Annotated in this window: 17 protein-coding genes and 1 other RNA gene; 7 read left to right on the forward strand and 11 right to left on the reverse strand. The window is 58.4% G+C overall.

Features of this window, described 5'->3' with window-relative positions; all coding sequences use genetic code 11:
* The 4 genes from IEX36_RS11430 to IEX36_RS11445 are packed head-to-tail and all read right to left on the reverse strand — an operon-like array spanning position 1 to position 6084.
* Entirely contained in the window at positions 1-543 is a 543-nt protein-coding gene (locus IEX36_RS11430) for a DUF3341 domain-containing protein (RefSeq protein WP_188759416.1), read from the reverse strand.
* Entirely contained in the window at positions 543-1985 is a 1443-nt protein-coding gene (gene nrfD, locus IEX36_RS11435) for an NrfD/PsrC family molybdoenzyme membrane anchor subunit (protein WP_188759417.1), read from the reverse strand. The genes IEX36_RS11430 and nrfD overlap by 1 nt, the downstream gene beginning before the upstream one ends.
* Positions 1985-5176: a TAT-variant-translocated molybdopterin oxidoreductase gene (locus tag IEX36_RS11440; RefSeq protein WP_188759979.1), complete on the reverse strand. Its 3192-nt coding sequence runs from the start codon at positions 5174-5176 to the stop codon at positions 1985-1987. The genes nrfD and IEX36_RS11440 overlap by 1 nt, the downstream gene beginning before the upstream one ends.
* Positions 5173-6084 (reverse strand): cytochrome c3 family protein, encoded by a 912-nt coding sequence (locus IEX36_RS11445; RefSeq protein WP_188759418.1) that lies wholly within the window; start codon positions 6082-6084, stop codon positions 5173-5175. Before IEX36_RS11445 ends, IEX36_RS11440 begins: the two co-directional genes overlap by 4 nt.
* Positions 6085-6497: 413 nt before the next feature.
* On the opposite strand from IEX36_RS11445, the gene IEX36_RS11450 reads away from it, so the two are divergent.
* The 3 genes from IEX36_RS11450 to IEX36_RS11460 all read left to right on the forward strand — a co-directional run bounded on the left by IEX36_RS11450 (position 6498) and on the right by IEX36_RS11460 (position 10864).
* Entirely contained in the window at positions 6498-7211 is a 714-nt protein-coding gene (locus IEX36_RS11450) for a DNA-3-methyladenine glycosylase family protein (protein ID WP_188759419.1), read from the forward strand.
* Positions 7212-7345: 134 nt separating this feature from the next.
* Positions 7346-9898 carry a DUF3536 domain-containing protein gene (locus IEX36_RS11455; protein WP_188759420.1) on the forward strand — a complete coding sequence of 851 codons (2553 nt, stop codon included), beginning with the start codon at positions 7346-7348 and terminating at the stop codon, positions 9896-9898.
* Between the two features lie 99 nt (positions 9899-9997).
* Positions 9998-10864, forward strand: a complete 867-nt coding sequence (locus IEX36_RS11460) for a TIGR03435 family protein (protein WP_229668906.1) — start codon at positions 9998-10000, stop codon at positions 10862-10864.
* On the opposite strand, the gene IEX36_RS11465 is transcribed toward IEX36_RS11460, so the two are convergent.
* Positions 10865-11929, reverse strand: a complete 1065-nt coding sequence (locus tag IEX36_RS11465) for a Rieske 2Fe-2S domain-containing protein (RefSeq protein ID WP_229668907.1) — start codon at positions 11927-11929, stop codon at positions 10865-10867.
* 109 nt (positions 11930-12038) lie between these two features.
* On the opposite strand from IEX36_RS11465, the gene IEX36_RS11470 reads away from it, so the two are divergent.
* Complete coding sequence (locus tag IEX36_RS11470; protein WP_188759421.1) at positions 12039-13961, forward strand: glycosyltransferase family 39 protein; 1923 nt, start codon at positions 12039-12041, stop codon at positions 13959-13961.
* Positions 13962-13967: 6 nt separating this feature from the next.
* On the opposite strand, the gene IEX36_RS11475 is transcribed toward IEX36_RS11470, so the two are convergent.
* Positions 13968-14288: a hypothetical protein gene (locus IEX36_RS11475; protein WP_188759422.1), complete on the reverse strand. Its 321-nt coding sequence runs from the start codon at positions 14286-14288 to the stop codon at positions 13968-13970.
* A 19-nt stretch (positions 14289-14307) separates the two neighbouring features.
* Between IEX36_RS11475 and IEX36_RS11480 the strand changes: the two genes are divergently transcribed.
* On the forward strand, positions 14308-15075 hold the full coding sequence (locus IEX36_RS11480) for a hypothetical protein (RefSeq protein ID WP_188759423.1): 768 nt from the start codon (positions 14308-14310) through the stop codon (positions 15073-15075).
* 6 nt (positions 15076-15081) lie between these two features.
* Here IEX36_RS11480 and hpnI read toward each other — a convergent pair whose 3' ends face one another.
* The 3 genes from hpnI to IEX36_RS11495 form a co-directional block, all read right to left on the reverse strand.
* Positions 15082-16248, reverse strand: coding sequence for a bacteriohopanetetrol glucosamine biosynthesis glycosyltransferase HpnI (gene hpnI, locus IEX36_RS11485; protein WP_188759424.1), 1167 nt, complete (start codon positions 16246-16248; stop codon positions 15082-15084).
* Positions 16249-16359: 111 nt separating this feature from the next.
* Positions 16360-17613 carry an ABC transporter permease gene (locus IEX36_RS11490; protein ID WP_188759425.1) on the reverse strand — a complete coding sequence of 418 codons (1254 nt, stop codon included), beginning with the start codon at positions 17611-17613 and terminating at the stop codon, positions 16360-16362.
* A gap of 39 nt (positions 17614-17652) precedes the next feature.
* Complete coding sequence (locus IEX36_RS11495) at positions 17653-18876, reverse strand: ABC transporter permease (protein WP_188759426.1); 1224 nt, start codon at positions 18874-18876, stop codon at positions 17653-17655.
* A 133-nt stretch (positions 18877-19009) separates the two neighbouring features.
* On the opposite strand from IEX36_RS11495, the gene rnpB reads away from it, so the two are divergent.
* An RNA gene (rnpB, locus tag IEX36_RS11500) (RNase P RNA component class A) lies at positions 19010-19436 on the forward strand.
* Between the two features lie 42 nt (positions 19437-19478).
* Here rnpB and ruvA read toward each other — a convergent pair.
* Both ruvA and IEX36_RS11510 read right to left on the reverse strand, forming a co-directional pair.
* The gene (ruvA, locus tag IEX36_RS11505) at positions 19479-20075 is read right to left on the reverse strand and encodes a Holliday junction branch migration protein RuvA (protein ID WP_188759427.1); all 597 of its coding nucleotides are present in this window, start codon (positions 20073-20075) and stop codon (positions 19479-19481) included.
* A 148-nt stretch (positions 20076-20223) separates the two neighbouring features.
* The gene (locus IEX36_RS11510) at positions 20224-22887 is read right to left on the reverse strand and encodes a TonB-dependent receptor (RefSeq protein WP_188759428.1); all 2664 of its coding nucleotides are present in this window, start codon (positions 22885-22887) and stop codon (positions 20224-20226) included.
* Positions 22888-23269: 382 nt separating this feature from the next.
* Between IEX36_RS11510 and IEX36_RS11515 the strand changes: the two genes are divergently transcribed.
* Complete coding sequence (locus tag IEX36_RS11515; RefSeq protein WP_188759429.1) at positions 23270-24565, forward strand: glycoside hydrolase family 5 protein; 1296 nt, start codon at positions 23270-23272, stop codon at positions 24563-24565.
* The last annotated feature ends 3 nt before the right edge of the window (positions 24566-24568 follow it).

Below are 24568 nucleotides of genomic sequence, written 5' to 3' on the forward strand. Positions count from 1 at the left end.
TTAATGGTCCACCTCCACCACAGAGACCGCGGTGAACTGTTCAAGAAATGCCCGCGTGCCGGTGGGCGAAAACTGAGGATCAGCAGCTTCCAGGCAAAGGAAGAACTTATCTGTAGTGGCACCAACCCGGAAGTTCTGTGCATTGAAGACCGGGTGATAAAGCTGCGGCAGACCACACAGAGCGAACATGCCAAACGCTGCAGCGAGGCCTGAAAAGAGAATCGTCCACTCGTAAGCAGGAATGATGAACGCTGGCCACGAAAACAGCGGACGACCGCCAATGTTGAGAGGATACGCCCAGACGTTGATCCACGTTTCCATCGAAAAGGCCGTCGTCAAACCCATAAGGCCGCCAACCAGGCACACAAGCGGCACCCGGGTTTTGTGAAAGCGCAGTGCGCTGGCTGCCTCTTCGACCGGATAAGGCGTATAGCACTCCATGCGGCGATAACCAGCCTGGTAGGCCGCCTCGGTCGCCTCAACCAACTCACCCGGAGTATTAAACTCGGCCAGCAGGCCGTATATTCCTTCACGCGGCGGCATTAGACTGTCTCCTCACTGGTCACCTCGGCGATTGGCCCGCCGGGCGAGGTCTTCGTTTGCGGCAGCATCATCCGGATCTCCGACATCGGAATCATCGGGAGGAAACGGACGAACAGGAAGAACAGGAACGTGAACAGGCCGAGCGTGCCCACATACGTGAGATAGTCCCACTTAGTGGCACGGTAGGTGCCCCAGCTCGAGGGCAGATACTCGCGGTAAAGACTCGTGACGACGATAACGAACCGCTCAAACCACATGCCTGTGTTGATAATGAACGAGAGGACAAACAGGTAGAGCACGTTGATGCGCAGCTTGCGTGACCACAGCGTCGTCAACGGGATCGCAATGTTCGTCAGGATAAGAATCCAATACGCCCAGCCCATCGGCCCGAACATACGGTTCCACATCATGAAGAACTCCCAGTGGCTGGCCGAGTACCACGACATGAAGATTTCCATGCCGTAGCCATAGCCTACGATGCAGCCCGTGCCGAGCATGACCTTCGCCATGCAGTCGAGATGGCGCAGTGTCACCAGATCTTCGAGGTGATAGAACTTGCGGATCGGAATGGCCAATGTGATGACCATTGCGAAACCAGAGTAGATGGCGCCCGCAACAAAGTAGGGCGGGAAGATCGTCGTGTGCCACCCCGCCAAGGCGGCCACGGCGAAGTCGAAGCTGATAACCGTGTGGACCGAGAGCACCAAGGGTGTTGAGAGGCCGGCCAGGAGGAGCGAGGCCGACTCATAGCGGATCCAGTGCCGCGTCGAACCGCGCCAGCCCATGGCCATCATGCCATAGAAGTACTTGGCCAGCGGCATCGTCGCGCGGTCACGGAGCGTACCCAGGTCAGGCACCATGCCGACGTACCAGAAGACCACCGAGATCGTCGCGTAGGTCGATACCGCAAAGACGTCCCACGCCAGTGGCGACCGGAACTGCGGCCAGACATTCATCGTGTTCGGGTAAGGAAACAGCCAGTACGCCAACCACGGCCGGCCTACGTGAATCAGCGGAAAGATACCGGCGCAGCAGACAGCAAAGATCGTCATCGCTTCGGCGAAGCGGTTGATCGAGTTACGCCATGGTTGCTTGAAAAGCAGAAGAATCGCCGAAATCAACGTACCGGCATGGCCGATACCGATCCACCAGACGAAGTTGATGATGGCAAAGCCCCAGGCGCCCGGAATGGTGACGCCCCAGATGCCGACGCCTTTGAGGAACAGCCATGTCAGCGCGATGACGACGCCGGTAGCAACGAAGCCGCCGACGATGAGCCCGAAGAACCAACCGAGCGGCGTATTCGATGTCAGCACGATGCCCGCAATCTTCTGCGTCACCGACTTGAAGTTGTGGCCCGGCGCGATGACCGCGTACTCGCCAGTGCGCGGGTCGATCATCGGATCGACGACGGGGTCGTGAATGGGTCCTTTGGTCGACATTATGCCAGCTCCGGATTCGGGTTGATGACACCGGCCGTATAGGTGGTGCGGGGACGGTAGTTCAGGTCGGTCAGCACCTGGTAGTCGCGCTCCTGGGCCTTCCTCTTCGCCACCTTGCTTGTCTTGTCGTTGATGTTGCCGAACACAATAGCGTCAGTCGGGCAGGCCTGCTGGCAAGCCGTAATGATCTCGCCATCGCGGATCGGACGGTTCTCGATATCAGCCTGAATCTTGGCCGCTTCGATGCGCTGCACGCAGTAGCTGCATTTCTCCATCACGCCGCGCGAGCGCACCGTGACATCAGGGTTGCGCATGAACTTCAGGCTCTCAGTCTCGTAGTCCGAGTAGAGCAGGAAGTTGAACCGGCGCACCTTGTACGGGCAGTTGTTCGAGCAGTAGCGCGTCCCCACGCAACGGTTGTAGACCATCGTGTTCAGGCCTTCCGGAGTGTGGATCGTTGCCCCGACCGGGCAGACCTGCTCGCAGCCTGCGTTCTCGCAGTGTTGGCACATCATCGGCTGGAAGTGCGCCTTCGGCGCGTGCAAGTCGCCCTCGAAGTAGGTGTCGATGCGCAGCCACTGCATGTTGCGCCCGACCTTGACCTGCTCGCGGCCCACCACAGCGATGTTGTTCTCTGCATAGCAGCTCACGATGCAAGCGTTGCATCCGATGCAGCTATTGAGATCAACAGCCAAACCCCAGGCATTCTGCACCTGAAGCGTTGCCGGGTCTTTCTTGTCATAGCGCCAGTTGTCAGGAAAGAATGAGAGATCGTGCTCGGTGCGCTCGCCTTCGGGTGCGTAACCAACCTTCCAGGTCGACGTTCCGCTCACACTGCCTTCGTGCGCAAAGTCGGGCTGCTGCTTCGCCTCAGCGACCGTGGCGTAGCGAATGATGCCACGCTCCATCGCCTCATGACCGGCCAGCGAGTAGGTCCCGTCGACGTCATACTCTTTTTTGTTGAGATCCCACTGCGCAAAGCCGCCACGGTGCTCGATGTTGTGCACCTTCGTGACGCAGAGGTCGTATGTACCGGGAGCTTTTTTGGCGACTGCTCCCGAGATCCAATACGGGCCATCTGCTGTACGAATTTGATAGGAATCGAATCCGACACCTGCCCCTACACGACCCGCCTCTGGTCCGCGACCGAAGCCGAGATGCACCGTGATCACGCCGTCGGGATGACCAGGAGCCATCAGCACCGGAGCGATAAACCACCGGCCGTCGTAATCGACGCGAATCGGATCAGACTCCTCAACACCCAACTGCGCCATCGTCCCCATGCTCATGATCGCAGCATTGTCCCAGCTCAGATTCGTTACCTGCTTGGGAAGCTCCTGCAGCCAGCCGACGTTGGCATAGCGCCCATCATAGAGCGATGGATCAGGGCGGAACGAGATCTCGAGACCGCCTGCGGTAGGTAGTGTGGAAGCTACGCTCTTCGGCGCACCGACCGTCTTCGGCGTAAAGGCCGTATCTGCAACCCAGCCGTCGTGCAGCGCCTTGCGCCATGCGGTTGCGAAGTCACCTTTAATGTAGATCTTTGCATTGGCTTGTACGACGTTGAACGCCGAGGCCTGTTGATCGGCCAGCAAAGACTGGAAGATATCGTGTGCGCTCTTGCCGCCATAAAGTGGGGCAATCATCGGCTGGATGATCGAGATTGTGCCATCGTAAGCACGCGCGTCCGACCAGCTTTCCAGATAGTGCGTCTTGTTAAGGTGCCAAGTGGAAACCGAGCCGGTCTCGTCGACATGAGAGCCCAGATGCACCGTTACGGGAATGTTCTTGTACGCATCGGCAAAGTGCAGATCGGACGGCGCTGAATAAACCGGATTGACGCCCAGCACGACCAGCCACTGAACCTTGCCCGCGTTCATGTCGGCGACCAAGGCCTTCAGATCAGCAACCTGCTCACTCGGCAATGGATTCACTGTCTCGGTGTAAACGACCGTCTTGCCCACTGCGCCCAGCGAAGCGTTCAGTGCAAATGCCGCAGCGTGAATCTCAGGAACCGACTGCTCGCCAGGAATCACCACACAGCGACCGCCGGCTTTCTTGAGGTCAGCAAGCACTGCATTGAAGAACTTCTGCTGATCTGGCGTCGCGTTTTGCGGGGCCGCACCGCTGGCAAGCGCTTGCGCGAAGGCCGCCAAATCGCTCGGTTTGAGCGCCAGTCTGTGTTCCGCCTTGAAACCAGTCACCGTCGGCATTGTTTCAACGACGTAGAGCCGGTTCATCTCCTTGTCTTCTTCGTAACGGTGCCGCTCGGCGTAAGCCGCAGCCATCGGCAGGAAGCCTGGCTGTGCAATGCCTCCGAGGAAGTCGGCATCAAGTGAAAGAATTACATCGGCATCCTCAAGCTTGTACTGAGGATCGAGATAATCACCGAAAGCTGCCTTAGTTGCCGCGCGCGATGCATCGCGGTTCACCGGTTCCCACTGCACCAGCTTCGCCTGCGGAAAGGCTGCCTGCACTTGCTTCCACTGCCCAGCCAACGTCGGTGAAGTGATTTCTTCGCTTAGGAAGTAGAGCCCCTGCCCCCCCGGTAACTTCTGAGCGGCAGACGCAAACGCGTGCTGGAAATCTCCCCACATCGCGCCCTCGCCGCGATAGAGGATGTGCTGCGAACGGTCCGGATCGTAAAGATCAAGCAGCGTTCCTTGGGTGAAGGCATCCGACCTGCCCTTCGAAACCGGGTGCTCAGGATTGCCATCCACCTTGATGGGCCGGAAGGCATCCGACTTGATCAGCACCGGAATCGCGCCCGTCGGGAACGGATGCGCCGAAGCAAAGTACATCGGCTTACCCAGAACCAAGTCCTCGGGCTGCTTCACATACGGGTAGATCGGCTCGTCGGGCTGCTTGGTGCAACCAGCCAGGCCAGCCAGCGCCATCGAAGCGCCCATCACCTTCAGGAAGCCGCGTCGGCTCACGGCGTCGACCCACTCGGTCGACTGCCGCGGAAACTCCTCGCGCATCATCTCGTGAAACGCCGGTGTCTCGGCCAGCTCGTCGAGGTTCTTCCAGAACCGCCGCCCGGTCTTGCCGTCGAGCTTGGCACGCACCTCGGCGAGCGTCAGTTTAGCCGGCGCAATCTCCGTTATCACGACGGGTTCGGCGCCCGTCCCTGTCTTTGTCTCAGCCATCGTCTCGTCTGTTCCAGTCGTTGTGTTGCCGGAGGTCTTCATCGGTGGCACGTCTCGCAGCTTGAAAGTTGTTCCGGCGTACGAATGTGATATTCCGCAGTCAGATACTTGCCCAGCTCCATCTGGCTGGTGAACTTCTGATAGCTAGCAGGCATCTTGAGCAGCGGTAGCGGACTGGCCATCAACTGTCCTTCGCCACCCTCCACGGGATGTGGCGACATCGGGAAGCCCGACTGTGTTTTACCCTGGCCGCTCGGCTCTGGATACTGCATCTGCGCCACCTCGGGTCCACCGGCCGTCGGATCTGCTGTCGTGCAGCTTACGTTCTGTGAGGTCGGCCCACTTTGGTCGAGGCTGGTACACCACACCGGATGATCGGTCGAGGGCCCGGCCCACGCCATGTTGTAAATCTCAGAGGTTGGCCGCAGATTGCTGGCCGGATTGCGATGGCAGTTAAGACACCACTCCATCTGCAGCGTGTTCTCTTCATACATCAATGGCATCTCGTCTACGCGACCGTGACAGCTAGCGCAGCCGATGCCCTTATTCACGTGAATCTCGTGATTGAAGTAGACGTAGTCGGGAAGATCATGCACGCGAATCCACTGAATCGAAGCACCCGTTGCCCAGCTCTGCCGCACAGGCTCCAACAATTGGGCATTCGTCCAGATCTGCGCATGGCAGTTCATGCAAGTCTTCGTCGGAGGAATACCTGCATAGCTTGAGTCCTCGACCGAGGTGTGACAGTACTGACACTGGAGCCCGAGTCCTTCGACGTGGTGCTTGTGGCTGAACGGAATCGGCTGGTCCGGTCTCTGTCCCTGCCGCGTCACCCATGGTGAGCGCTGCAGCTCGTTCAGCGTAATTCCGAGCGCGACGACAATGACTCCTGTCAAAACCAGACTGAATCTAGCCAGCGCGTTCGAACTGCGGTCAAAAACTTGCGCCATGAGTTGGTTCCTGCTCCCTCGGCATTCCTCTTTAAAGGTATGGAAGTTGCCTTCAAGATTTCTTCGCTACAAAACTCTGGGCCGATCGTGGTGAGCGAGTCGGCATCTGGGGCGCGCATTTAGAGCGCGTCCGATTAACTTCTTCACTCGGAAGCCCGAGTATAGCAGTGGAAAAAGTCTTTGCGAAAGACCTCACATGAGGACAGAGCTGATTTTTCATCCACTACAACCGATTATCGAACTGTGGCGAATCCCGCTGCACTACATCTCGTGCATCATCGCGCGTGCGCCACAAATGCATACAATATCTACCCTGCACGAAAGGTATCGCGTTTGTAAATCCGAACCATTCCAGTCCGAGTTTCTTTTCCATTTGAAAGACATCAAACACACGGCTGCGATAAGGTCAACCTATGCCGCGTCCCTCGAATAGCCCACGCCCGCCACGCTACGACTTCACGCTCGCCTGCAGCGAACTTTCTTCTGCTGACACGAAACTCGGCCGCCTCATTGAACGCGCCGGGCCTTTCACCCTGCGGGTTTCCAGTACGCAATCCCCCTTTGAAGCATTGGTCGAGAGCATCGTTTATCAGCAATTGCATGGCAAAGCCGCCGCAACCATTCATCGCAGAATGCTGGAGAGCTTCCACGATATCTGCGGCATTGGAAATCACCCTTCCGCGCAGCACCTGCTTGACTGTCCCAACGAACAACTTCGCGCCGCAGGTCTTTCTAAAAACAAGATGCTTGCGCTGCGTGATCTCGCCGCAAAGACACTCGATGGCACAGTGCCGACGCTTGAGCGTATCCGCCGCATGTCTGACGAAGACATCATCGAGCATCTGACACAAGTCCGCGGCATCGGGCGATGGACTGTTGAGATGCTCCTAATCTTCCGCCTCGGACGTCCGGATGTTTTTCCCGTTTCGGATTATGGTGTACGCAAAGGCTTTGCACTGACGTTCGAAGGCCTGAAGCCAACCCAGAAAGTCACACCCGATCTTCTGCCCAAGCCTGAGGTGATGCACAAACGCGCGAAGCGTTGGGGTGCCTGGCGTTCAGTCGCCAGTTGGTATCTATGGCGCGCCTGCGACCTCGCACAAGGCAAACTGCCGCAGCCGAATTGAATCCAATGAATCATGCATCATGTGTTATGTTTTCGTCCCGTGATGAAACGGAACACGATACTGTTCCTATAGACGCTCGGATTACCATTGCCTCAACTGTCGCCTTGAATCTGCAACTGTTATTTTGAGGACTAATGGTTAGCCCCACTCTTGCTGAAGATACCGCCGCTCCCTCGCAGCCGGCTGCCGAAGAGCAGACGCGCTTCGTCTGCGTGCATGGACACTTCTACCAGCCTCCGCGTGAAAACCCCTGGCTGGAGACGATTGAGGTGCAGGACTCCGCTGCGCCGTATCACGACTGGAACGACCGCATCACCGCGGAGTGTTACGCGCCCAATGGCGCATCACGCATCACCAACAAGGAAGACGAGATCATCCGCATCATGAACAACTATGCGCGGATGAGCTACAACTTCGGCCCCACCTTGTTGAGCTGGCTCAAGGACTATGCGCCGCGCACCTACCGCATGGTGATCGACGCCGATAAGGCCAGCGCGCAGCACTACAGTGGACATGGATCGGCGCTCGCCCAGGTCTACAACCACATGATTCTTCCGCTGGCCAACGCACGCGACACCCGCACACAGGTCCGCTGGGGCATTATCGACTTCGAGTCGCGCTTTGGCCGCAAGCCCGAAGGCATGTGGCTGTCGGAAACGGCCGTCAATCGCGAAGTGCTCGATGTGCTTGCCCAGGAAGGCATAAAATTCACCATCCTCGCTCCTGCTCAGTGCGCCCGCACCCGCCCGATTGCAACTAAAAACGCTTCCGTTCCAAATTGGACAGAAACGCCCAATGCAACCGTTGATGCCACTCACCCATACCTTGTGCGGCTCAACGAGGGCCGTTCCATCGCCGTCTTCTTCTACAACGGACCTGTCTCACGCGCCGTCGCCTTTGAGGGACTGCTCAATAGCGGGCGCGAGTTCGGCGAGCGCCTCATCGGTAGTTATAACGAGACACCTCCAGGCCAGCCCGCATCCGCACAACTTATCCATATCGCCACCGATGGAGAGAGCTACGGTCACCACCACAAGCACGGCGAGATGGCGCTCTCCTATGCCATGCACTGGATCGAGGAGAACCATCACGCTCGGCTTACGAACTATGCCGAGTTCCTCGAACGCTTCCCTCCACAATTCGAAGCTGAAGTGATCGACAACTCCTCATGGAGCTGCCCACACGGAGTTGAACGCTGGCGCTCCAACTGCGGATGCAACGGTGGTCGTGCCGGATGGAACCAGAAGTGGCGCGCTCCTCTTCGCGAAGCGCTCGACCACCTTCGTGACGCGACGGCTCCACTTTGTGAAGAATTGGCCAAACCGCTCCTCAAAGATCTCTGGGCTGCACGTGACGCGTATGTCCATGTGATTCTGGACCGTTCAGCCAACACAATTGAAAAATTTCTCGACGAACACGCCACGCATGGGCTTACGCCGAACGAGCGCGTCACCGTCTTCGAATTGCTTGAGCTGCAACGCCACACGCAGCTTATGTACACCAGTTGCGGCTGGTTCTTCGACGAGATCTCCGGCATCGAGACGGTGCAGATTATCGCTTATGCAGGGCGTGTTCTCCAGCTCGCAGCGCGGCTCTTCGGCGAACCCGGCGCGGCTCTTGAAGTTTCATTCCTCGATATTCTCGCTAAAGCCAGGAGCAACATTCCAGAGATAAGCGACGGCGCTGAAGTCTATCGCCGCTACGTCACCAGCATGAGGATCGGCCTGGAACAAGTTGGCGCACATTATGCGATCAGCTCCATCTTCCGTCCCTATCCCGAAGATGGTGAACTGTTCTGCTTTGACGTGCATCGCGAGGGCTACGAGGTGTTTAGCTCGGGAAGAGGACGCATTGCTCTGGGCCGTGCCGCCATCGCTTCGCGCATTACAGAAGAGACGGAGGAGATTTGTTTCGCCGTGCTCCATCTTGGCGATCAGAATCTCTCTGCCGCCGTGAAGCGTTATGCTGCAAACGATCCCGCTGAGGTTGAGAAATTCACCGCCTTCTCAACCGTGGTGGGCCAGGCCATGCGCCATGCCAACTTGCCCGAGGTCATCCGCCTGATCGATCGCGACTTCGGTGAGAGCGCGTACTCACTCACTTCGCTCTTCGCCGATGAGCAGCATCGCATTCTCAACATCATTCTCAACCGTACCGTCTCTGAGATGGAGGACTCGCTGCGCAAGATCTACGAAGACCATGCCGGCCTGTTGCGTTTTCTCACCGAAAGCGGCATGGCGGCGCCACCAGCGCTGGCCACAGCGGCTACCTTCGCCATTAATTCAAGCCTGCGCCACGCCATCGAGGCCGACAACTTCGATCCCAGTGAGGTCGCCTCGCTGCTTCAGCATGCGGACTCGGACCAGATTGAGATCGACACTCAGCTCCTCGGCTTCACCACTGGCCAGCGGATGAAGCGCGCCATGGTTCGCCTGGAAGCCGCAGTTGCAGGAGACCCTGCAGCCAATGGAGCGCTCGCCGCAGCACTCGACCTCGCCAACTCCATCCGCACACTGCCCTTTGAAGTCAACATCTGGCAGGCGCAAAACATCTGGAACGACCTGCTACGCCGCAGCGATACCAACTACTGGTCCGCCGAATGGAAAGAGGGTTTCAAAAAACTTGGTCAGGCTATGAACATCGCCGTCGACCAGCTCGTCATCGAAGAAGGTGTCTCGGCATTTTGAAGGCGCCCCGTGGTGTCGCAGCTTTGGGAGGCGACGATACCCATTTTGTTTCTCGCTATCCATTCGAATCGCCGCCTCTTGCCCAGCCGGAACTTTTACATGCAACTCTCCGTAAGCATGGTGATGACGATGTCGACGATGAAGCCTTGTCATACAACCGCTATCCTGGTCCTCCTGCTTTCACTCGGCATCGCCTCGATGCGTCTCTCTGCTCAATCGCAATCAGTAGCCAGCCCGCAAGCTCAATCTGCAAACGTACCGCCCTCTGCCACCCAGTCTCCCCTCCGATTTGAAGTCGTCTCTATCCACCCGCACAAATTTGCCGGCGACGAACCCTCCGACCGCCGCGTCCTTCCCGGCGGTCGTTTCGTCGCTACTGCAACAACCGTCCGTACCCTCATCCGCATCGCCCTCGATACCGACGACAATCGCATGTCCGGTGCGCCCGGTTGGATCGATAACGAAATGTTCGACATCAATGCCATCACCGCTGACCATGCCGAAATCACTACTCCACAACAATTCCAGCAGCTTATTCTCGCGTTGCTCGAAGACCGCTTCCAGTTCAAATTTCATCGTGATCAGAGGGAGGGACCCGTTTATTGGCTCGAACTCGACAAGCCGGGAAAAACCGGGCCAGCCCTCAAGCTAAGCACGCCCGCCTCGAAACCGGGCATGAGTGTCAACTCCAACGGTTCAAGCGCCGTCATGACGGTTTCGAAGGCATCCATGGCTGACATTGCCGCTGCTCTTCATCGTCAAGCTGGCCGCCCCATCGAGGACCATACTGATCTCAAAGGAACCTTCGACTTCCGTATCGAATGGGCGACCGAAGAGACTCCCGATTCCTCCTACCCATCGCTCTTCACCGTCCTCAAGGAACAGCTGGGCCTCAAACTCCAGCCAGCCGCAGGCGTCATCGAAACGGTCGTCATCGACCAGATCAGTCATCCCTCCGCCAACTAACTAACTTCGCCAGTGAAGCGTGACGGGCCCACTCAACGGGTGCTCGCCCGTCCCCTTCAGCCGCGCCTGCTTCAGCGAAAAGTACCACTTCGCCGGCTGGTCGGCGTCGTCAATCAGCATCAGCGCAGGATTGAACCGCAGTCCCTCCGCCTGCTCGATCATCGTCTGCTGGTCCTGCCGCACAAAACGCGCTCCAAAAAATGTAGCAATTGAAGTTACAAATGGGACCCAGTAGGCGATGTTCCATGCCGCAAGCACATCGATCCTGCACGTCGAGGCCGTCACCGGCGTCACGGTAGTCAGGCTGGTGAACCATCGATTTCCCGCGCGGATCGTCTCATACCTCCGGTTCGGCAGCACAAAGTCGATGGTAGTCACAGGCTTGCCCAGAAGCTTGTAAGGCGCGCTGTTCGACGACGGCGCATGAGGCGACATCCGAAACCCCTGCGGAATCGGCTCAAATTGCTTCGTCTTCTCGTGAATGCTCGCCTTGCTGCGCCACCACCACGCCTGATGCACAAATGGCCCATGTGCCGGATCCATCAATCCGATAATCCCGTGGTCCACGTTACAGGGAAGGTCAGCCACCAGATGCGCCGAGCGGTATCTCTCGGAAAACTTCGGCAGCTCTGGCACGGGAGGCAATTTATCGCCAATGCGGCCCGTACCTGGCTCCGGCACATATACCCACGCATAGCCGTCGCGCTCTTCGCACGGATACGCACCTGCAAATATTTTTCCCGGCTCCAGCACATCGTGATTGGTCAGCGAAGGAATCTCTTTGCATTGGCCGGAGCACGGTTCAAACCGCCAACCATGGTACTTGCACTGCACCGTCTCACCGTCGAACCATCCCGCCGAGAGTGGAATCCCGCGATGCGGGCAGAGATCGCGCATGGCAAAGATGCGGCCATCCTTCTTACGCCCCAGCACCAGCGGCACGCCCAGCAGCAGCGCGCGCGACATCTTACCCGCACGCAACTCCTTCGATCGCAGCGCCGGATACCAATCGCCAAAGATCAACTCCGCTGGAGGTCCTGCCGTCTCTCGGGACAGTTCAATCAACTCGATCTCTCCGTTCTCAACCCATCATAGCTTTGTTGCCCTCAATCACCGCATCGTTGAAGTGGCCAATCTACTCAAGTAATATCGCCAGATACCGCGGCCCGCGAACATGGACACAACCGAACTCTTTACCAGACCTGGAGTCTCCCGGAACCGCGCCATCCTGATCGCTGTCTGGTTCTTCCTCTACGCGAGCTTTACCCTGCTCACTCCGCCTTTGCTCGATGACGCTGACTCAGTTCACGCCGAAGTCGCCCGCGAGATGCTCGTGCGTCATGATTGGACAACACTCTACGCCAACGGCATCCGTTATCTCGAAAAAGCCCCCTTGCACTATTGGCTGATGGCCATCAGCTTCAAGATATTCGGCCCGCATACCGCCGCCGCACGCCTGCCACTTGCTCTTGCAGTCCTTGCGCTTGCTCTTGCACTTGAGTCCTTCGCACGCCGCGCCTTCCAGACCACACGCGCGGGACTCTATGCCGCACTCATTCTGCTCACCAGCTTCGGCATCTTCATCTTCAGCCGCATCAACATCCCCGACATCCTTGTCTGCGTCTGGCTCACCCTCGCGCTCTATGCCTATTGGTTGAGCGAGCGACAACCCAGGCCTTCTCACCTGCTCTCATGGGTCTTCGCTGCCGCCTGCGCTTTGAACGTGCTGACCAAGGGGCTGATCGGCATTGTCTTTCCTGTCCTGATTGTCTTGCTCCATCTCGCCTGCACACGCCGAAATCTCCGCACGATCCTCCAGCGAATCCGCCAGCTTCATCCTGTCTCCAGTGCAATCATTTTTTTCGCAATCGCAGCGCCGTGGCACATCCTCATCGCACTTGCGAACCCCACACAGGGTCACCCCGGCCACCTCGCCTTCATGCATGGACACTGGACCGTCCCACTGCCCACTGACGGCAACGTTCACGGCTGGCTTTGGTTCTACTTCGTTAACGAACAAGTGCTTCGCTACCTCAATCTGCGTGTGCCGCGCGACTACGACACCGTGCCGCTCGCGCTCTTCTGGGGCCTCATGCTGATATGGCTGATGCCGTGGAGCGCCTTCATCTTCAAAGCGCTCAGCCGCGTGCCATTACGCAAAGCCCTGCGCCCGCGCGTCTCCGTCCGCACCCTTACCGAAGCCGAGAGCACACGTCTGTTGCTGGGAATCTGGGCAGCCGTGCCGATGATCTTCTTCAGTTTCTCGACACGGCAGGAGTACTACGTCCTTCCCTCGCTTCCACCGCTCGCTCTGCTTATCGCCGGATGGCTCACCGACGAAGCCGATGAAGCCGAATCCTTCGCGGTTCCAAACCTGCTCGTTCGCAGTGGCCAGCGCATCTCAATCGTGCTGCTCGTGCTCGGTGCAATCGCCTCACTCGCCGCTGGATTCTTCGCCCTGCACGGACAGCCCATCGGACCGAACATCGATCTCGCCTCTCTGCTCAAACAAAACCCCGGCGACTATGCGCTCAGCTTCGGACACTTCCTCGATCTCGACACACGTGCCATGGGCGCCTTCGAGCGCCCACTCATCCTCACAGCCATCGTGCTCTTCGGCGGAGCACTCACCAACTGGCTCCTTCGCCGCAACTACAAACCCCACGCCGCCAACCTCTGGCTTACAGCAGCCGCCATAGGATTTCTAGTCGCCGCCCACATGGGTCTGCAGACCTTCGCCCCCGTGCTGAGCTCATACCATCTGGCCGAAGCCATCGCGCCGCAGCTCCACCCTGACGACCTCATCGTCATCCATGGTGAATATGAAGCGGGCAGCACGCTCGGTTTCTATCTCCAGCGCAACGACATCCATATCCTTAACGGCCGCAGCTCGAATCTCTGGTATGGCAGCTTCTTTCCGGACGCGCCGCATATCTTTGAAGACAACTCATCCATTGCACTCGAATGGGCCGGTGTCCGCCGCGTCTTCCTCTGGCAGGACTTGAGCGATCCGCTTCCGAATCTGCCGGGTGAGACGTATCTGATTGCACAAAGCGGCGGCAAAGAGATTCTCAGTAACCATCCCAGCCCGTACTGAGTGGCGTTACGACTTCTTTCGCGTCAGGTCCTTCACCCAAAGCCTGCCCATATAAATAAAGGCGAACGCCATGACCACCAGTCCCACCGGCAACCCAACATCCCGGTAGGTCACGTTGAAGTCAATCGCATGGCGTGCAAACGAGTTGTAGAAGAGCAGCGCGAAGATCGCAAGAAATGTCGATGCGAAGAACGCCGCGAAACCAGCCGCGAGACTCATCAGCAGGCTGGCAAACCAGCCCAGCCCGTGAATTGGCGCGCCAAACAGATATCCTTCTGCAAACGTATGCGGGGTTGCAGAACTCCCACCCTGTGCTTCCTGCGTCATACCAGTAGAATACTGCTTTATGGCAGAAAACGTTCAAACCGGATTGGCAGGTCTGCTTCAGGCCGAGCACGTGGCCCGCGAAGCCGCGCTCCGCAGGGCTCCTAACAGCATCAGCTACGCCATCTTTGGCGACACCGGCGTCGAAGACACGGACCTCGATCGCATGGTCCAGGCCGTGCCCGCAGCCGTTGCCGCTGCGCTCTTCGGCAAGTCCTACTACTTCGTCCCGCTTGCGCTCAGCGAAGGCCACGGCGGCGAGTCCACGCTCGTCGCACCAGCCAGCACGCCGGACCTGGCCGACCAGGCCATCTGCCATCGCAACGTTGCGCTCGGCACATCCGACGGTGTCTTCATCTCCACGCGCCTGCTCGGCGACCGCTTCGCCCTTGCCTTTGAGTTTTTCATCAACGTGGGCCATGCCTTCGTCGATGCCGCCGGCGTCCCCGAAGACTTCAACACCGCTGTCTGGAACCAGGTGCTCTCAGACGTGCGCGGCGAGACCAGCGTCGATGCATGGGAGGCACGCGGCCAGGCCATCAGCCGCAACTCCGCCGGAAAGACCACCATCGACGAGAAGGCCAAGTCGAGCTATCTCGAAGCCGCATTCTCCGACGCAATCGCCATCTACCTGCTCTCGCTCGCCCTGGACTTCGACTACTCCGAGCTGCGCGAGCGTGAGTACCCGCTACTGGCTCCGCAGCCGCTTGCCGAGCGTCTCCGCCTCATAGCGCAACTCTTCCCGCCCAATGCTGGCTACGAATTCGCCATCCGCTATCGCCGCCGCTAAGCCTGACTAATCGACGCGAATCAGCCGGCCATCGTGCAGCCGAAACCGCTCGCCACGCCAGACGATTGTGTCGTTGGCGTAGCTCCACGCCCAGAAAAAGAGCCCGAAAAAATCGCGCACGATCAACAGCCAGAAGTCGCGCAGCACCTGGCCGTCGCGTAGGATACCCACGCCAACCGACAGAGCCACAGCAACGCGCGCCAGCAACACCAGACTCAGCAGCGTAAAGCTCCACAACGCAAAGCCGCTGGCAATGCAGGTCGTTATCGCCCATGGCACGGCATACGTAATGCACAATCCCACATATCCCAGCTTGCGCGAGTCGCGCACGGTCCGCGCCCAACGAAGCTGATGCTCAACGAAGCCGCGAAAACTATATGGGGGCACGGTCGTCTCAACCACCTCATCGGAAAGCTCAATGCGATAACCTGCCTTCCATATCCGCGCACCCATCTCGTAGTCATCGGCCAGGATCTCGACCAGCGGCTCCAGCCCGCCAGCTTTAATCAAAGCAACCTTCCGCATAGCCAGCGTAGACCCAAGCCCGAATCGAATCCCGCGCTCAAGCTTCCGCGCTGTTAACACTCCCGGAAAGAAATCCGTTGCGATTCCCAGCGCTTCCAGCCGTGACCATACTGTTGCGCTCCGCCCTTCACCGGTGCGTCCGATGTAAGGTGCAGTCACCATGCCGACACTCGCGTCTGCAAAGCCGCTCATCACGCGCGAGAGATACCGCGACGAAACGCGAATGTCGCTGTCATTGATAAGAACGTAGTCGTAGCTGGCTTCGCGAAGCATCTGAATCAGATTGCTCACCTTGCCCGAAGTCCCCAACCGCTCCGGACATTCAACCAGCCGGATAGCACACTCCGAAAACTCCATACGAAGTCGCTCGATCTCAGCAACAGCGGGATCATCCATGCTGCCAACGCCGAAGATGATCTCGAAACGGCCCGCGTAATCCTGTTTGCAATGGCTCACAAGGCCCGCGTACATGCTCGGGTCCACACCCTTGACCGGCTTCAGAATACTGACATCCGGTGCGAAATCCTCGCCGCGCAATTGCCGCCGCCAGGTGTGCGAAAAATCCCGCGCCCCCCACAACGCAAGCAGCAGGTATGCCAGACCGCTGAGCGTCAGCAGGGCTGTGATTGCCTCGATTACAACGGCCATCTCGCTAGTCTACTAGTCAGGATCGGATGTCTTATCTTGAAAGGTGCCCTTGTCGTCTCTAAATCGGTGCCTGTCGGTGCAGATCGGTGTTAAGCCTTTCCCGCCGGGCCGCTACTCATACCGAAGCGCATCAATCGGGTTCAGGTTCGCGGCCTTCCACGCCGGGTAGATTCCGAAGATCAATCCAATGCTGCACGAGCTCAAAAACGCCACGGCCATCCAGATAGAAGACAACGCAGCCGGGAAGACATAGCTCACGCCGATTGCGATTGCACTGCCTGCCAGAAGACCGATAACCCCGCCGACTGCGCACAGCGTAATCGCCTCCAGCGTGAACTGCGTCAGGATCGTCTGCCGGGACGCACCAATGGCCTTGCGCACACCAATCTCGCGCGTTCGTTCCGTCACGCTCACCAGCATGATATTCATCACACCCACACCGCCCACCAGCAGCGCAACGCTCGACAGCGCCACCAGCAGCAAAAACAATCCGCTGGTGATGTTGTTCCAAAGCCGCGTCAGCGAATCGGTGCCGAAGATGGCGAAGTTGTCAGGCTGCTCGTTGCGGACCTTCCTGCGCCTCCGCAACAGCTCGGTCAGCTCATCCTGCACCAGCGAGCGGTTCTTCGCGTTGTCGTATTTGAGCGAGATCCAATAGTCCAACTGCTCCGGGTGGATGTAGTGGAAGGTCGAGATGGGAAAGTAGGCGTGGTTGTCCTGCGGGTTCTTGCCGCCGCCAAACGCCTGCTTCTGCTTATTGAGTACGCCGACCACGGTGAAGACCATTCCCGCTACCTGGACCTCTTTGCCGACCGCGCTCTGGCCGGGAAACAGTTGAGCAGCCGTGTCGTAACCCAGCACCGTCACCTTCGCCGCGCGCGCCTGGTCCTCATCGTTGAAAAAGCGGCCTTCGAGCATGTCCAGCTCATAGACATCCTGCGTGGAAGGCGTATCGCCCTCGAGGATCGTCCCCTGCATCGTCTTCCCATTGCCGCGAATCGCCGTATTGCCCGCCCGCCCGGGCGCAGTGTTGTCCGTATACTGCAACGCCGGCGACACCGCCACCACATGCGGCAGGTCCCGCATCGCCATCGCATCGTCATAGGTCAGCTGCTTGCGCGTCAGCATCTCCGTCGTAGGCCGTTGCCCGAACACGGGAAACCGAAATACAAACAGCACATTCGATCCCAGCGACTCCACCAGGTCCGACACGCGGCTATTCAGCCCATTCACCACCGACGAGATCACAATCACCGTCATCACACCAATGACGATGCCCAGGATCGTCAACCCGCTGCGCAGCTTATTCGCCCGCAGCGTGCCCAGCGCCATCACCACCGTCTCTTTGACATCGCCAATTCGCATAAGACCTATGCTTCTTCCCTGTTCCCCATTCACCAGTCCCTAGTCCGCTCGCAAAGCCACGATCGGGTCCAGCAGCGCGGCCTTACGCGCCGGATAAACACCAAAGAAAACACCCGTGCCCGCAGCCATCACCAGCCCCAGCAGCACACTCCACAACGCAATCGCCGACGGAAACCCAGCCACAATCGTAATCAGCTCCGCAACCACGATGCCGCCGAAGACTCCAAAAAAACCGCCGACCAATGCAATCGTTCCGGACTCAATCAGAAACTGAATCAGAATGTCTCTCGGCTTCGCTCCCAGGGCCTTGCGAATGCCAATCTCGCGCGTGCGCTCTGTCACGCTCACCAGCATGATGTTCATAATCACGATGCCGCCGACGACCAGCGCAATCAGTGCGAGGCCGCCCGCCACTGCGCCAAACGAGTTCGTAATCGTATCGAAGAAGCCAACCAGCGTGTTGTTCTCATCCAGTTCAAACGAGTCCGGCGCTCCCGGAGCATCATGCCGCCGCGACCGCATCAGCACGCGCACCTCGTCCGCCGCATCATCCAGCACCGGTCCCGACGACCCCGCCTTCACATAGATCGTCAGCGTCTTCTGCGTGCCATAGTTCTTCTGATAAGAAGTCAGCGGCACACCAACCCAGTTGTCCTGGCTCTGCCCAAACGTGCTCCCCTGCTTCTCGCTGATCCCGATGATCGTATAAGGAGTGCCATCCACTCGAATCTCCTGCCCCAGCGGATTGATCCCCGGAAACAGATGGTCCTGAATGTCCGTTCCAATAATGCACACCCGCGAAGCGTGCTGCTCGTCCGCCTCCGTAAACCCGCGTCCCTGTTCGATGTTCAGATTCTGCAGCGAAGGCATCTGCCACGTATAGCCGCGAATCTGTGTGTCCGTCACCGACTGCGTCCCCCGCACAATCAGCCCCACCGTCGACTGCATCGCGCCCATCGCCACACAGCGCTTGCAGTTCTCCTGCACATAAAGGTAGTCGTCGAACAGAACGTCCTTGCGCTTCTGAAAGCGCGTATATTCCTCGGAGCTTGTGATGATCTGCGGCATCTTCGAGACCGTGAAGACGTCAGCGCCATACCGCGAGAACTTCGTCGTGACATACGTCCTCGCGCCATTGACCAGCGTGACCACCGCAATGACGCTCGTCACGGCGATCACCACGCCGAGCAGCGTCAGGATGGAGCGGAGCTTGTTGGCCCACAGCGACTGCAGAGCAATCTTGACGGCTTCCTTGAATTCCATCGCGTTCCTGTTTACCGGAGAGGCTAGAGTACCAGTCCGCCGCGCCCAAGGCGAGGCTTAGTGCGCATAGGCAAGTGCGCATAGACAAGTACGTGAGGATGCGCGGTTTGGTTCGCCGCGATACACTTGGAAAGCAGACGGCTGGACGATCGCTGCTGCCCGGCAACGGGCAGGGGAGGAAAGTCCGAACTCCGCAGGGCAGTGTGCCGGATAACGTCCGGGACGGCCGCTTCAAGGCGGCTGGACGGCCAGTGCAACAGAAAGGATACCGCCTAAGCTGTTCATTCAGCTTGGGTAAGGGTGAAATGGTGCGGTAAGAGCGCACCGCGCGTCCAGTAATGGCCGCGGCATGGTAAACCCCACACGGAGCAAGACCAAATAGGCAGGGACTCTACCGCTGCTCTCCAGGCGGCAGACCGCGTACCGGCCCGGTGCGCCAAGGCGGAGAGGCTCGAAAGAGCGCCAAAACCTGCGGGTAGGTTGCTGGAACTGCCCAGTAATGAGCAGTCTAGAGGAATGATCGTCTAAAACAGAATTCGGCTTACGGGCCGTCTGCAAACTCCAGGCCCCGGAACTGCTATGCAGCTCCGGGGCTTTTATCTTCAGCGGATTACAGCCATTGCAGCGCGGAAAATTGCTTCGAAGTCGCTGATAATATCCGGGTTGCGGGCAATCGCTGTTTCAATGGCCTGTTGCGCCACCGGCCGCGCATAGCCAAGGTTGACCAGCGCCGAGAGCGCATCGTCCCCGGCAGGAGTGCGGCCCGCGGCCGCAGTCGCAGGCAGCGTAACAGCCAGATCGTCGAGCTTGTCCTTGAGCTCCAGAACAACGCGCTCAGCCGTCTTCTTCCCAATCCCCGGAATCTTCGTGAGCGTACCGTGGTCGCCCGAACGGATAGCCCCGACCAGGCGGTCCGAGCTGATGCCGCTCAACACCGTAATCGCCAGCTTTGGCCCTATGCCTGAAATCGTCAGCAGCTTCTCGAAGAGCCGCTTCTCGTCCCGCTCGGCGAAACCAAACAGCGCAAACTGATCTTCGCGGACATGCGTGTGAATATGAAGCGAAGCCTCAGCGCCCTCCGCAGGCAGCGCCGAAAAGGTCGCCACGCTGATATTCACGTCATAGCCAACTCCGCCACATTCGACGATGGCCTGATTGGGTGTCTTCGAGAAGAGGCGTCCGCGCAGATGGGCAATCATGCTTCTCGTGATTGTAGCGTGTGGACTGATTCATCAGGTCACGAGAGCTTGTGCAAATTGCTCCACGTGGAGCATGCATGCTCAGGCCAAAAAAGCGGCCCCGGAGGTTATCCGGAGCCGAAGATTTTGTTGCGTCGGAAGAATTGGCTTAGCGCTTAGGCGAGAACCCGAAGGTAATGCTCAGAATGATGCTGCGGCCAGGCAGCAGGTTCGGGTTATCGGCAAGATTGAACCCTCCGGTATAGCCCGGCGAAGAAGCAGTCGTGCCTGCAAAGGGATCGGTATAGGTAAGGCCGCCCGATGAGAACGTCGCTGCGGTCAGCGGGCCGCCCAGGCTGTCGCCAGTCTCATTGTGCGAGTTGAGCAGGTTGTTGACGCTCAGACGAATCTTGGTCTGATCGAAGCGCGTGTTGTTATGCAGTGTGTAGTTCAGGAAGAGATTGGCCACACTGAAAGAGGGAGTCTGCTGCTGGTTGTGGTAGGCGCCGTTGTCCTGCCACTGCGAGCCAACACGCTTGTTGAAGAAGCCGAGGTCCCAGCCGCGCTGCTGGTAGGTCAGGCCTTCGGCCTCGGTGTCGGTCGGCGTTCCGGCAACCCAGAGGCCTGATGGCGTCTTCACTGTGACCGTCGGAGACGAAGAGGTGCAGCCCGCAGTCTTCGCGACACAGGAAGCAGTGAGCGTGCCGACATAGGTGGCCTGCCCGCGCGTCGCGTTCAGGTACATGCTCAGGCCGTGTGTAAGCGAGATATTGGACTCGCCCTCGACACCAAGCGTGGTTGAGCTGGGCGAGATGTACTGGATCGACTCACCATAGAGCGGCGAGTTGGGGTCGTTATCGGTAGACGACGAGTACGTATTCTGGAAGCGCGTGCGATAGAAGTCGGCGTCGAAGGTCACACGATTCAGCTTGACGACGGTACCGGTCTGAACAGTAGTTGAGGTCTGTGGCTTCGGCGGCGTGCCAACCAATGCGCCGGCAACGTCATAGACGCTGCTGGGCGGAACCACACTGCCGGTGGCGAGCTGTCCATAGACAGACCAGTTCGAACGCAGGCGGTAGCTGGCATCGATTGCAGGCAGCCACGAGTGATAATCGACCGAGTTACTGGTGGAAGTGAACGGCTGGCCCGTGATCGGGTTTTTACTGCCGATCTTGCCACCGTTGTCGGCATACTGCGTCAGGTCCATCGTGTAGTAGGCGAACTTGATGCCGGGTGTAATAGTCAGCTTGCTGGTGGCCATGAACTGGAACTCAGCATAGGGCTGGTAGGAGTTGGTCCAGAACTTCTCGCTGAAGTTCGGCAGCACGTCGTCCTTGAGCGTGAAGGGATTCGATGGAAACTGGTGCCGGTTGGTCGCGGCCCACTCATACCAGATGCCTGTACGAAAGACCCCAAACTTTGAAACCTGGCTGAGGGCGCTGGTCTCGCCGTACTTGCGGTAGCTGTTGTACTTGTCCACTGCGCAAGGGCTGATGCCTTTCACAGGTGTGCCGCAGACGGTGGGGTTGATCGGCGCCCCACCCTTTGGCTGCTTCGCATAGAACTCGGAGTTGTCGTAGTTGTACGTGTAGGGTTTCACGTCGAGCGTCCAGCCGTGCCCGAGGTTGGAGTCGATGCCTACATACTCGAAGTCTGTGGGAACGTGGTAGTGGTTGTACGGATAGTAGTTCGCCTGGGTCGGATCGGTGTTTTGCAGAAGGTAGTTGTCACCTTCAGACAGCAACTGGGCACGCGTCGAAGAGAGGTTCGGTGAATTGGCATCGAGCCAGATGACACCGCTGAAGCCCGTCAGCGTCGTGTTGCTGGAGAGCTTGTAGGTGTACTTGAGCGAGCCTGCGTTGCGCGTCTGATAGTTGAAGGTCTGATAGCCATCCGAGGACATGTGATGGACATCGACGAACAGGTTCGAGCGCTTGGCTGCGCCTCCGAAGTTGCCTGAGTTGTAGCTGCCGTCGAAGAGAACCGTATTGAAGGAGCCGTACGAGAAGCCGCCGCGCATGTTCTGCTCGGCCAGCATGGGTTCGGAGTAAAGATGGATGGAGCCGCCAAAGGGCGTGGGCCCAATGGTGGACGCCGTGCCAGGGCTACGATCGAAGTCAACGCTGCCAATCCACTGCGACGGGAAGAACGCCCAGGAGTGGTGTGTGGGCGTGTTCGTGTCGTAGAAGGGAATCCCATCGAAGTCGATATCGTAGAGGCCGTCGGAGAAGCCGCGAAAGGTGGTGCTGCTCTGTCCCAGACCGACACCATTCGAGTTGGTCGTGACGGCGCCCGGAACCATAGCGACCAGCTCACCATAATCTGCCGTCGGAGGCGCAAAGTTGCGGATGAAGGCGGGCGTAATCTCGGAGCGTGCCGAGCGCTCATCGAGAGGAGCATCGAGCGGCGCAAGTTGCGCGGCGACGGAGTTGTAGTCGTCGGCCTGCACGGTGACCTGCTGCGAGACGCTGCCGACGCTTAGGGATAGCGAGATGTCCTGGGTCTGGCTCGCGGTAAGCTGCACCGTGCGCGTTACGACAGCAAAGCCGGAAGAGGTGGCCTCAACGGTGTAGCTGCCAGCCGGCAAATTGGCCAATGAAAAGTGCCCGTGTGCATCTGTAACGGTATGTCGTGTGAGCCGTGTGACTTCGCTATATGTCGTGACAGTAGCGCCGGGAAGCGCACCGCCCTTCGGATCGAGCACCGTGCCGGTAAGGGTCGCCGTTGCCTGCGCGCTGGCCGGTGGTGGATCGGCGATAGGCGCTCCGAAGGCAGGGATGAGCATAAGAGGAATGGCAAAAGCAATCGAACAAATTCGAGACAAAGGCATGGCTTCTCCTAAACAAGTGCCCGGCGACGAGCATTCAGAAAATTTTTGTGAGGACTTGAGAAGACTTTGGCGGACGAACGTGACGGAGAGGTGAACAGGAGATTGCTGCGTCGTTACTTTTTTAGGAAGAACATGTTTCAAATGCCATGTTTATGAACAGGTAAATCAAGTAACAGGGCTTGGCTCGCAACAACGTGCATCTTGCACGCGTGATTTGCGCGAATCGGTGGGGGAAATCTGCGTCTTTCGTGGGATTACTATGCAATTTTTTGCATCTTCGCGGCTAAATCCTGCTACGTTATAGGCCGATTACCTTTGTGTCGGGTACTTTCCCGGCACCTGTCTGACGCCCTGGTCTTTGGTTGAGTTGAGAGGTCCCGCAATGAGTTTTCTTGAATCGGTCTTTCGTGCGATGTGCCAGATCGTTGTTGCGCTGCTGCTTTGCGCGCACACGGCATGGGCCGCAAGACACAGAGACGCTAGCGCCGATGCGGATACGCGTGTTGCGAAATCAGCAATGCGCGCTCCGGATATGGGGTATTGGCACACGGACGAGGCCCAGATTCTGGACTCGTGGAATAGGCCTGTGCGCATTGAAGGTATCAACTGGTATGGATTCGAGACCCGGCGCGAGGTTCCGGGCGGACTCGCGGTGCAGGATTATCACGCCATTCTCGATACGGTGAAGCGTGAAGGCTACAACACTGTCCGGCTGCCTTTTTCCAACCAGATGATTGAAGACCCGATTGTGCCTGCTGTGCCGGAGGACATTGCATTCGGCAGCCCGAATGGCGCGATCAACCAGGACCTGCGCGGGCTGAACTCGCTCCAGATTATGGACAGGATTGTGGCGTATGCAGGACAGATTGGCCTGAAGGTGATTCTGGATGACCATCGCTCTGAAGCAGGAGACAGCGCTGAGCCAAGTGGGCTTTGGTATACCGCGCGATATCCCGAGTCTTCGTGGATCGCCGACTGGGTTGCTTTGGCAACACGGTACAAAGACAACTCGGCCGTCATCGGCATGGACCTGCGCAATGAGCCGCATAATGCCCAGATCAACGGCGCCTGCTGGGACTGCGGTGGCGCGCGCGACTGGCACCTTGCGGCAGAGCGAGCTGGAGACGCGATTCTGAAGATTAATCCTCGACTGCTGATCTTTGTCGAAGGTACGGACTCCTACCGTGGCGACTCGACGTGGTGGGGCGGCAATCTTGAAGGCGTCAAAGCTTCGCCGGTGTCGCTGACGGTTGCGCACCAGCTGGTGTATTCGCCACACGTCTACGGCCCGAAGGTTTATCAGCAGCCCTGGTTCAATGGAAAGACGACTTCGCGGAGCCTTGAAGATGTCTGGCACAGGCAGTGGGCCTACATCAGTGAGTGGGGCATTGCTCCGGTTTGGATTGGAGAGTTCGGCACAACGAACGACGCTGGAGATATTGAAAACAGCAATCCAGGCAGCGAAGGCCAATGGTTCGACAGCCTGGTTGTATACCTGAGCCGGAACCAGGAAGTGGGCTGGACGGTCTGGGCGCTCAACGGCGAGGACGCCGACGGCCTGCTCGACGCAAGCTACAGCTTTCCCGTAAATGGGCGGAAACAACAGATGATGTCGAGCATCATGTCTCCCGTACCGGGTGAATCTCAGGAGGTTGCCGGAATGGAGCCATTGCGCTGAGTT

It is taken from the genome of Edaphobacter acidisoli (assembly GCF_014642855.1).
In the GTDB taxonomy this organism is placed as follows: domain Bacteria; phylum Acidobacteriota; class Terriglobia; order Terriglobales; family Acidobacteriaceae; genus Edaphobacter; species Edaphobacter acidisoli.

Bases quoted from the DNA above. Each gene is read 5' to 3' on its own strand.
- IEX36_RS11430 (WP_188759416.1), bottom strand. From the start codon at position 543: ATGCCGCCGCGTGAAGGAATATACGGCCTGCTGGCCGAGTTTAATACT.
- nrfD (WP_188759417.1), bottom strand. From the start codon at position 1,985: ATGTCGACCAAAGGACCCATTCACGACCCCGTCGTCGATCCGATGATC.
- IEX36_RS11440 (WP_188759979.1), bottom strand. From the start codon at position 5,176: ATGAAGACCTCCGGCAACACAACGACTGGAACAGACGAGACGATGGCT.
- IEX36_RS11445 (WP_188759418.1), bottom strand. From the start codon at position 6,084: ATGGCGCAAGTTTTTGACCGCAGTTCGAACGCGCTGGCTAGATTCAGT.
- IEX36_RS11450 (WP_188759419.1), top strand. From the start codon at position 6,498: ATGCCGCGTCCCTCGAATAGCCCACGCCCGCCACGCTACGACTTCACG.
- IEX36_RS11455 (WP_188759420.1), top strand. From the start codon at position 7,346: ATGGTTAGCCCCACTCTTGCTGAAGATACCGCCGCTCCCTCGCAGCCG.
- IEX36_RS11460 (WP_229668906.1), top strand. From the start codon at position 9,998: ATGCAACTCTCCGTAAGCATGGTGATGACGATGTCGACGATGAAGCCT.
- IEX36_RS11470 (WP_188759421.1), top strand. From the start codon at position 12,039: ATGGACACAACCGAACTCTTTACCAGACCTGGAGTCTCCCGGAACCGC.
- IEX36_RS11475 (WP_188759422.1), bottom strand. From the start codon at position 14,288: ATGACGCAGGAAGCACAGGGTGGGAGTTCTGCAACCCCGCATACGTTT.
- IEX36_RS11480 (WP_188759423.1), top strand. From the start codon at position 14,308: ATGGCAGAAAACGTTCAAACCGGATTGGCAGGTCTGCTTCAGGCCGAG.
- hpnI (WP_188759424.1), bottom strand. From the start codon at position 16,248: ATGGCCGTTGTAATCGAGGCAATCACAGCCCTGCTGACGCTCAGCGGT.
- IEX36_RS11490 (WP_188759425.1), bottom strand. From the start codon at position 17,613: ATGCGAATTGGCGATGTCAAAGAGACGGTGGTGATGGCGCTGGGCACG.
- IEX36_RS11495 (WP_188759426.1), bottom strand. From the start codon at position 18,876: ATGGAATTCAAGGAAGCCGTCAAGATTGCTCTGCAGTCGCTGTGGGCC.
- ruvA (WP_188759427.1), bottom strand. From the start codon at position 20,075: ATGATTGCCCATCTGCGCGGACGCCTCTTCTCGAAGACACCCAATCAG.
- IEX36_RS11510 (WP_188759428.1), bottom strand. From the start codon at position 22,887: ATGCCTTTGTCTCGAATTTGTTCGATTGCTTTTGCCATTCCTCTTATG.
- IEX36_RS11515 (WP_188759429.1), top strand. From the start codon at position 23,270: ATGAGTTTTCTTGAATCGGTCTTTCGTGCGATGTGCCAGATCGTTGTT.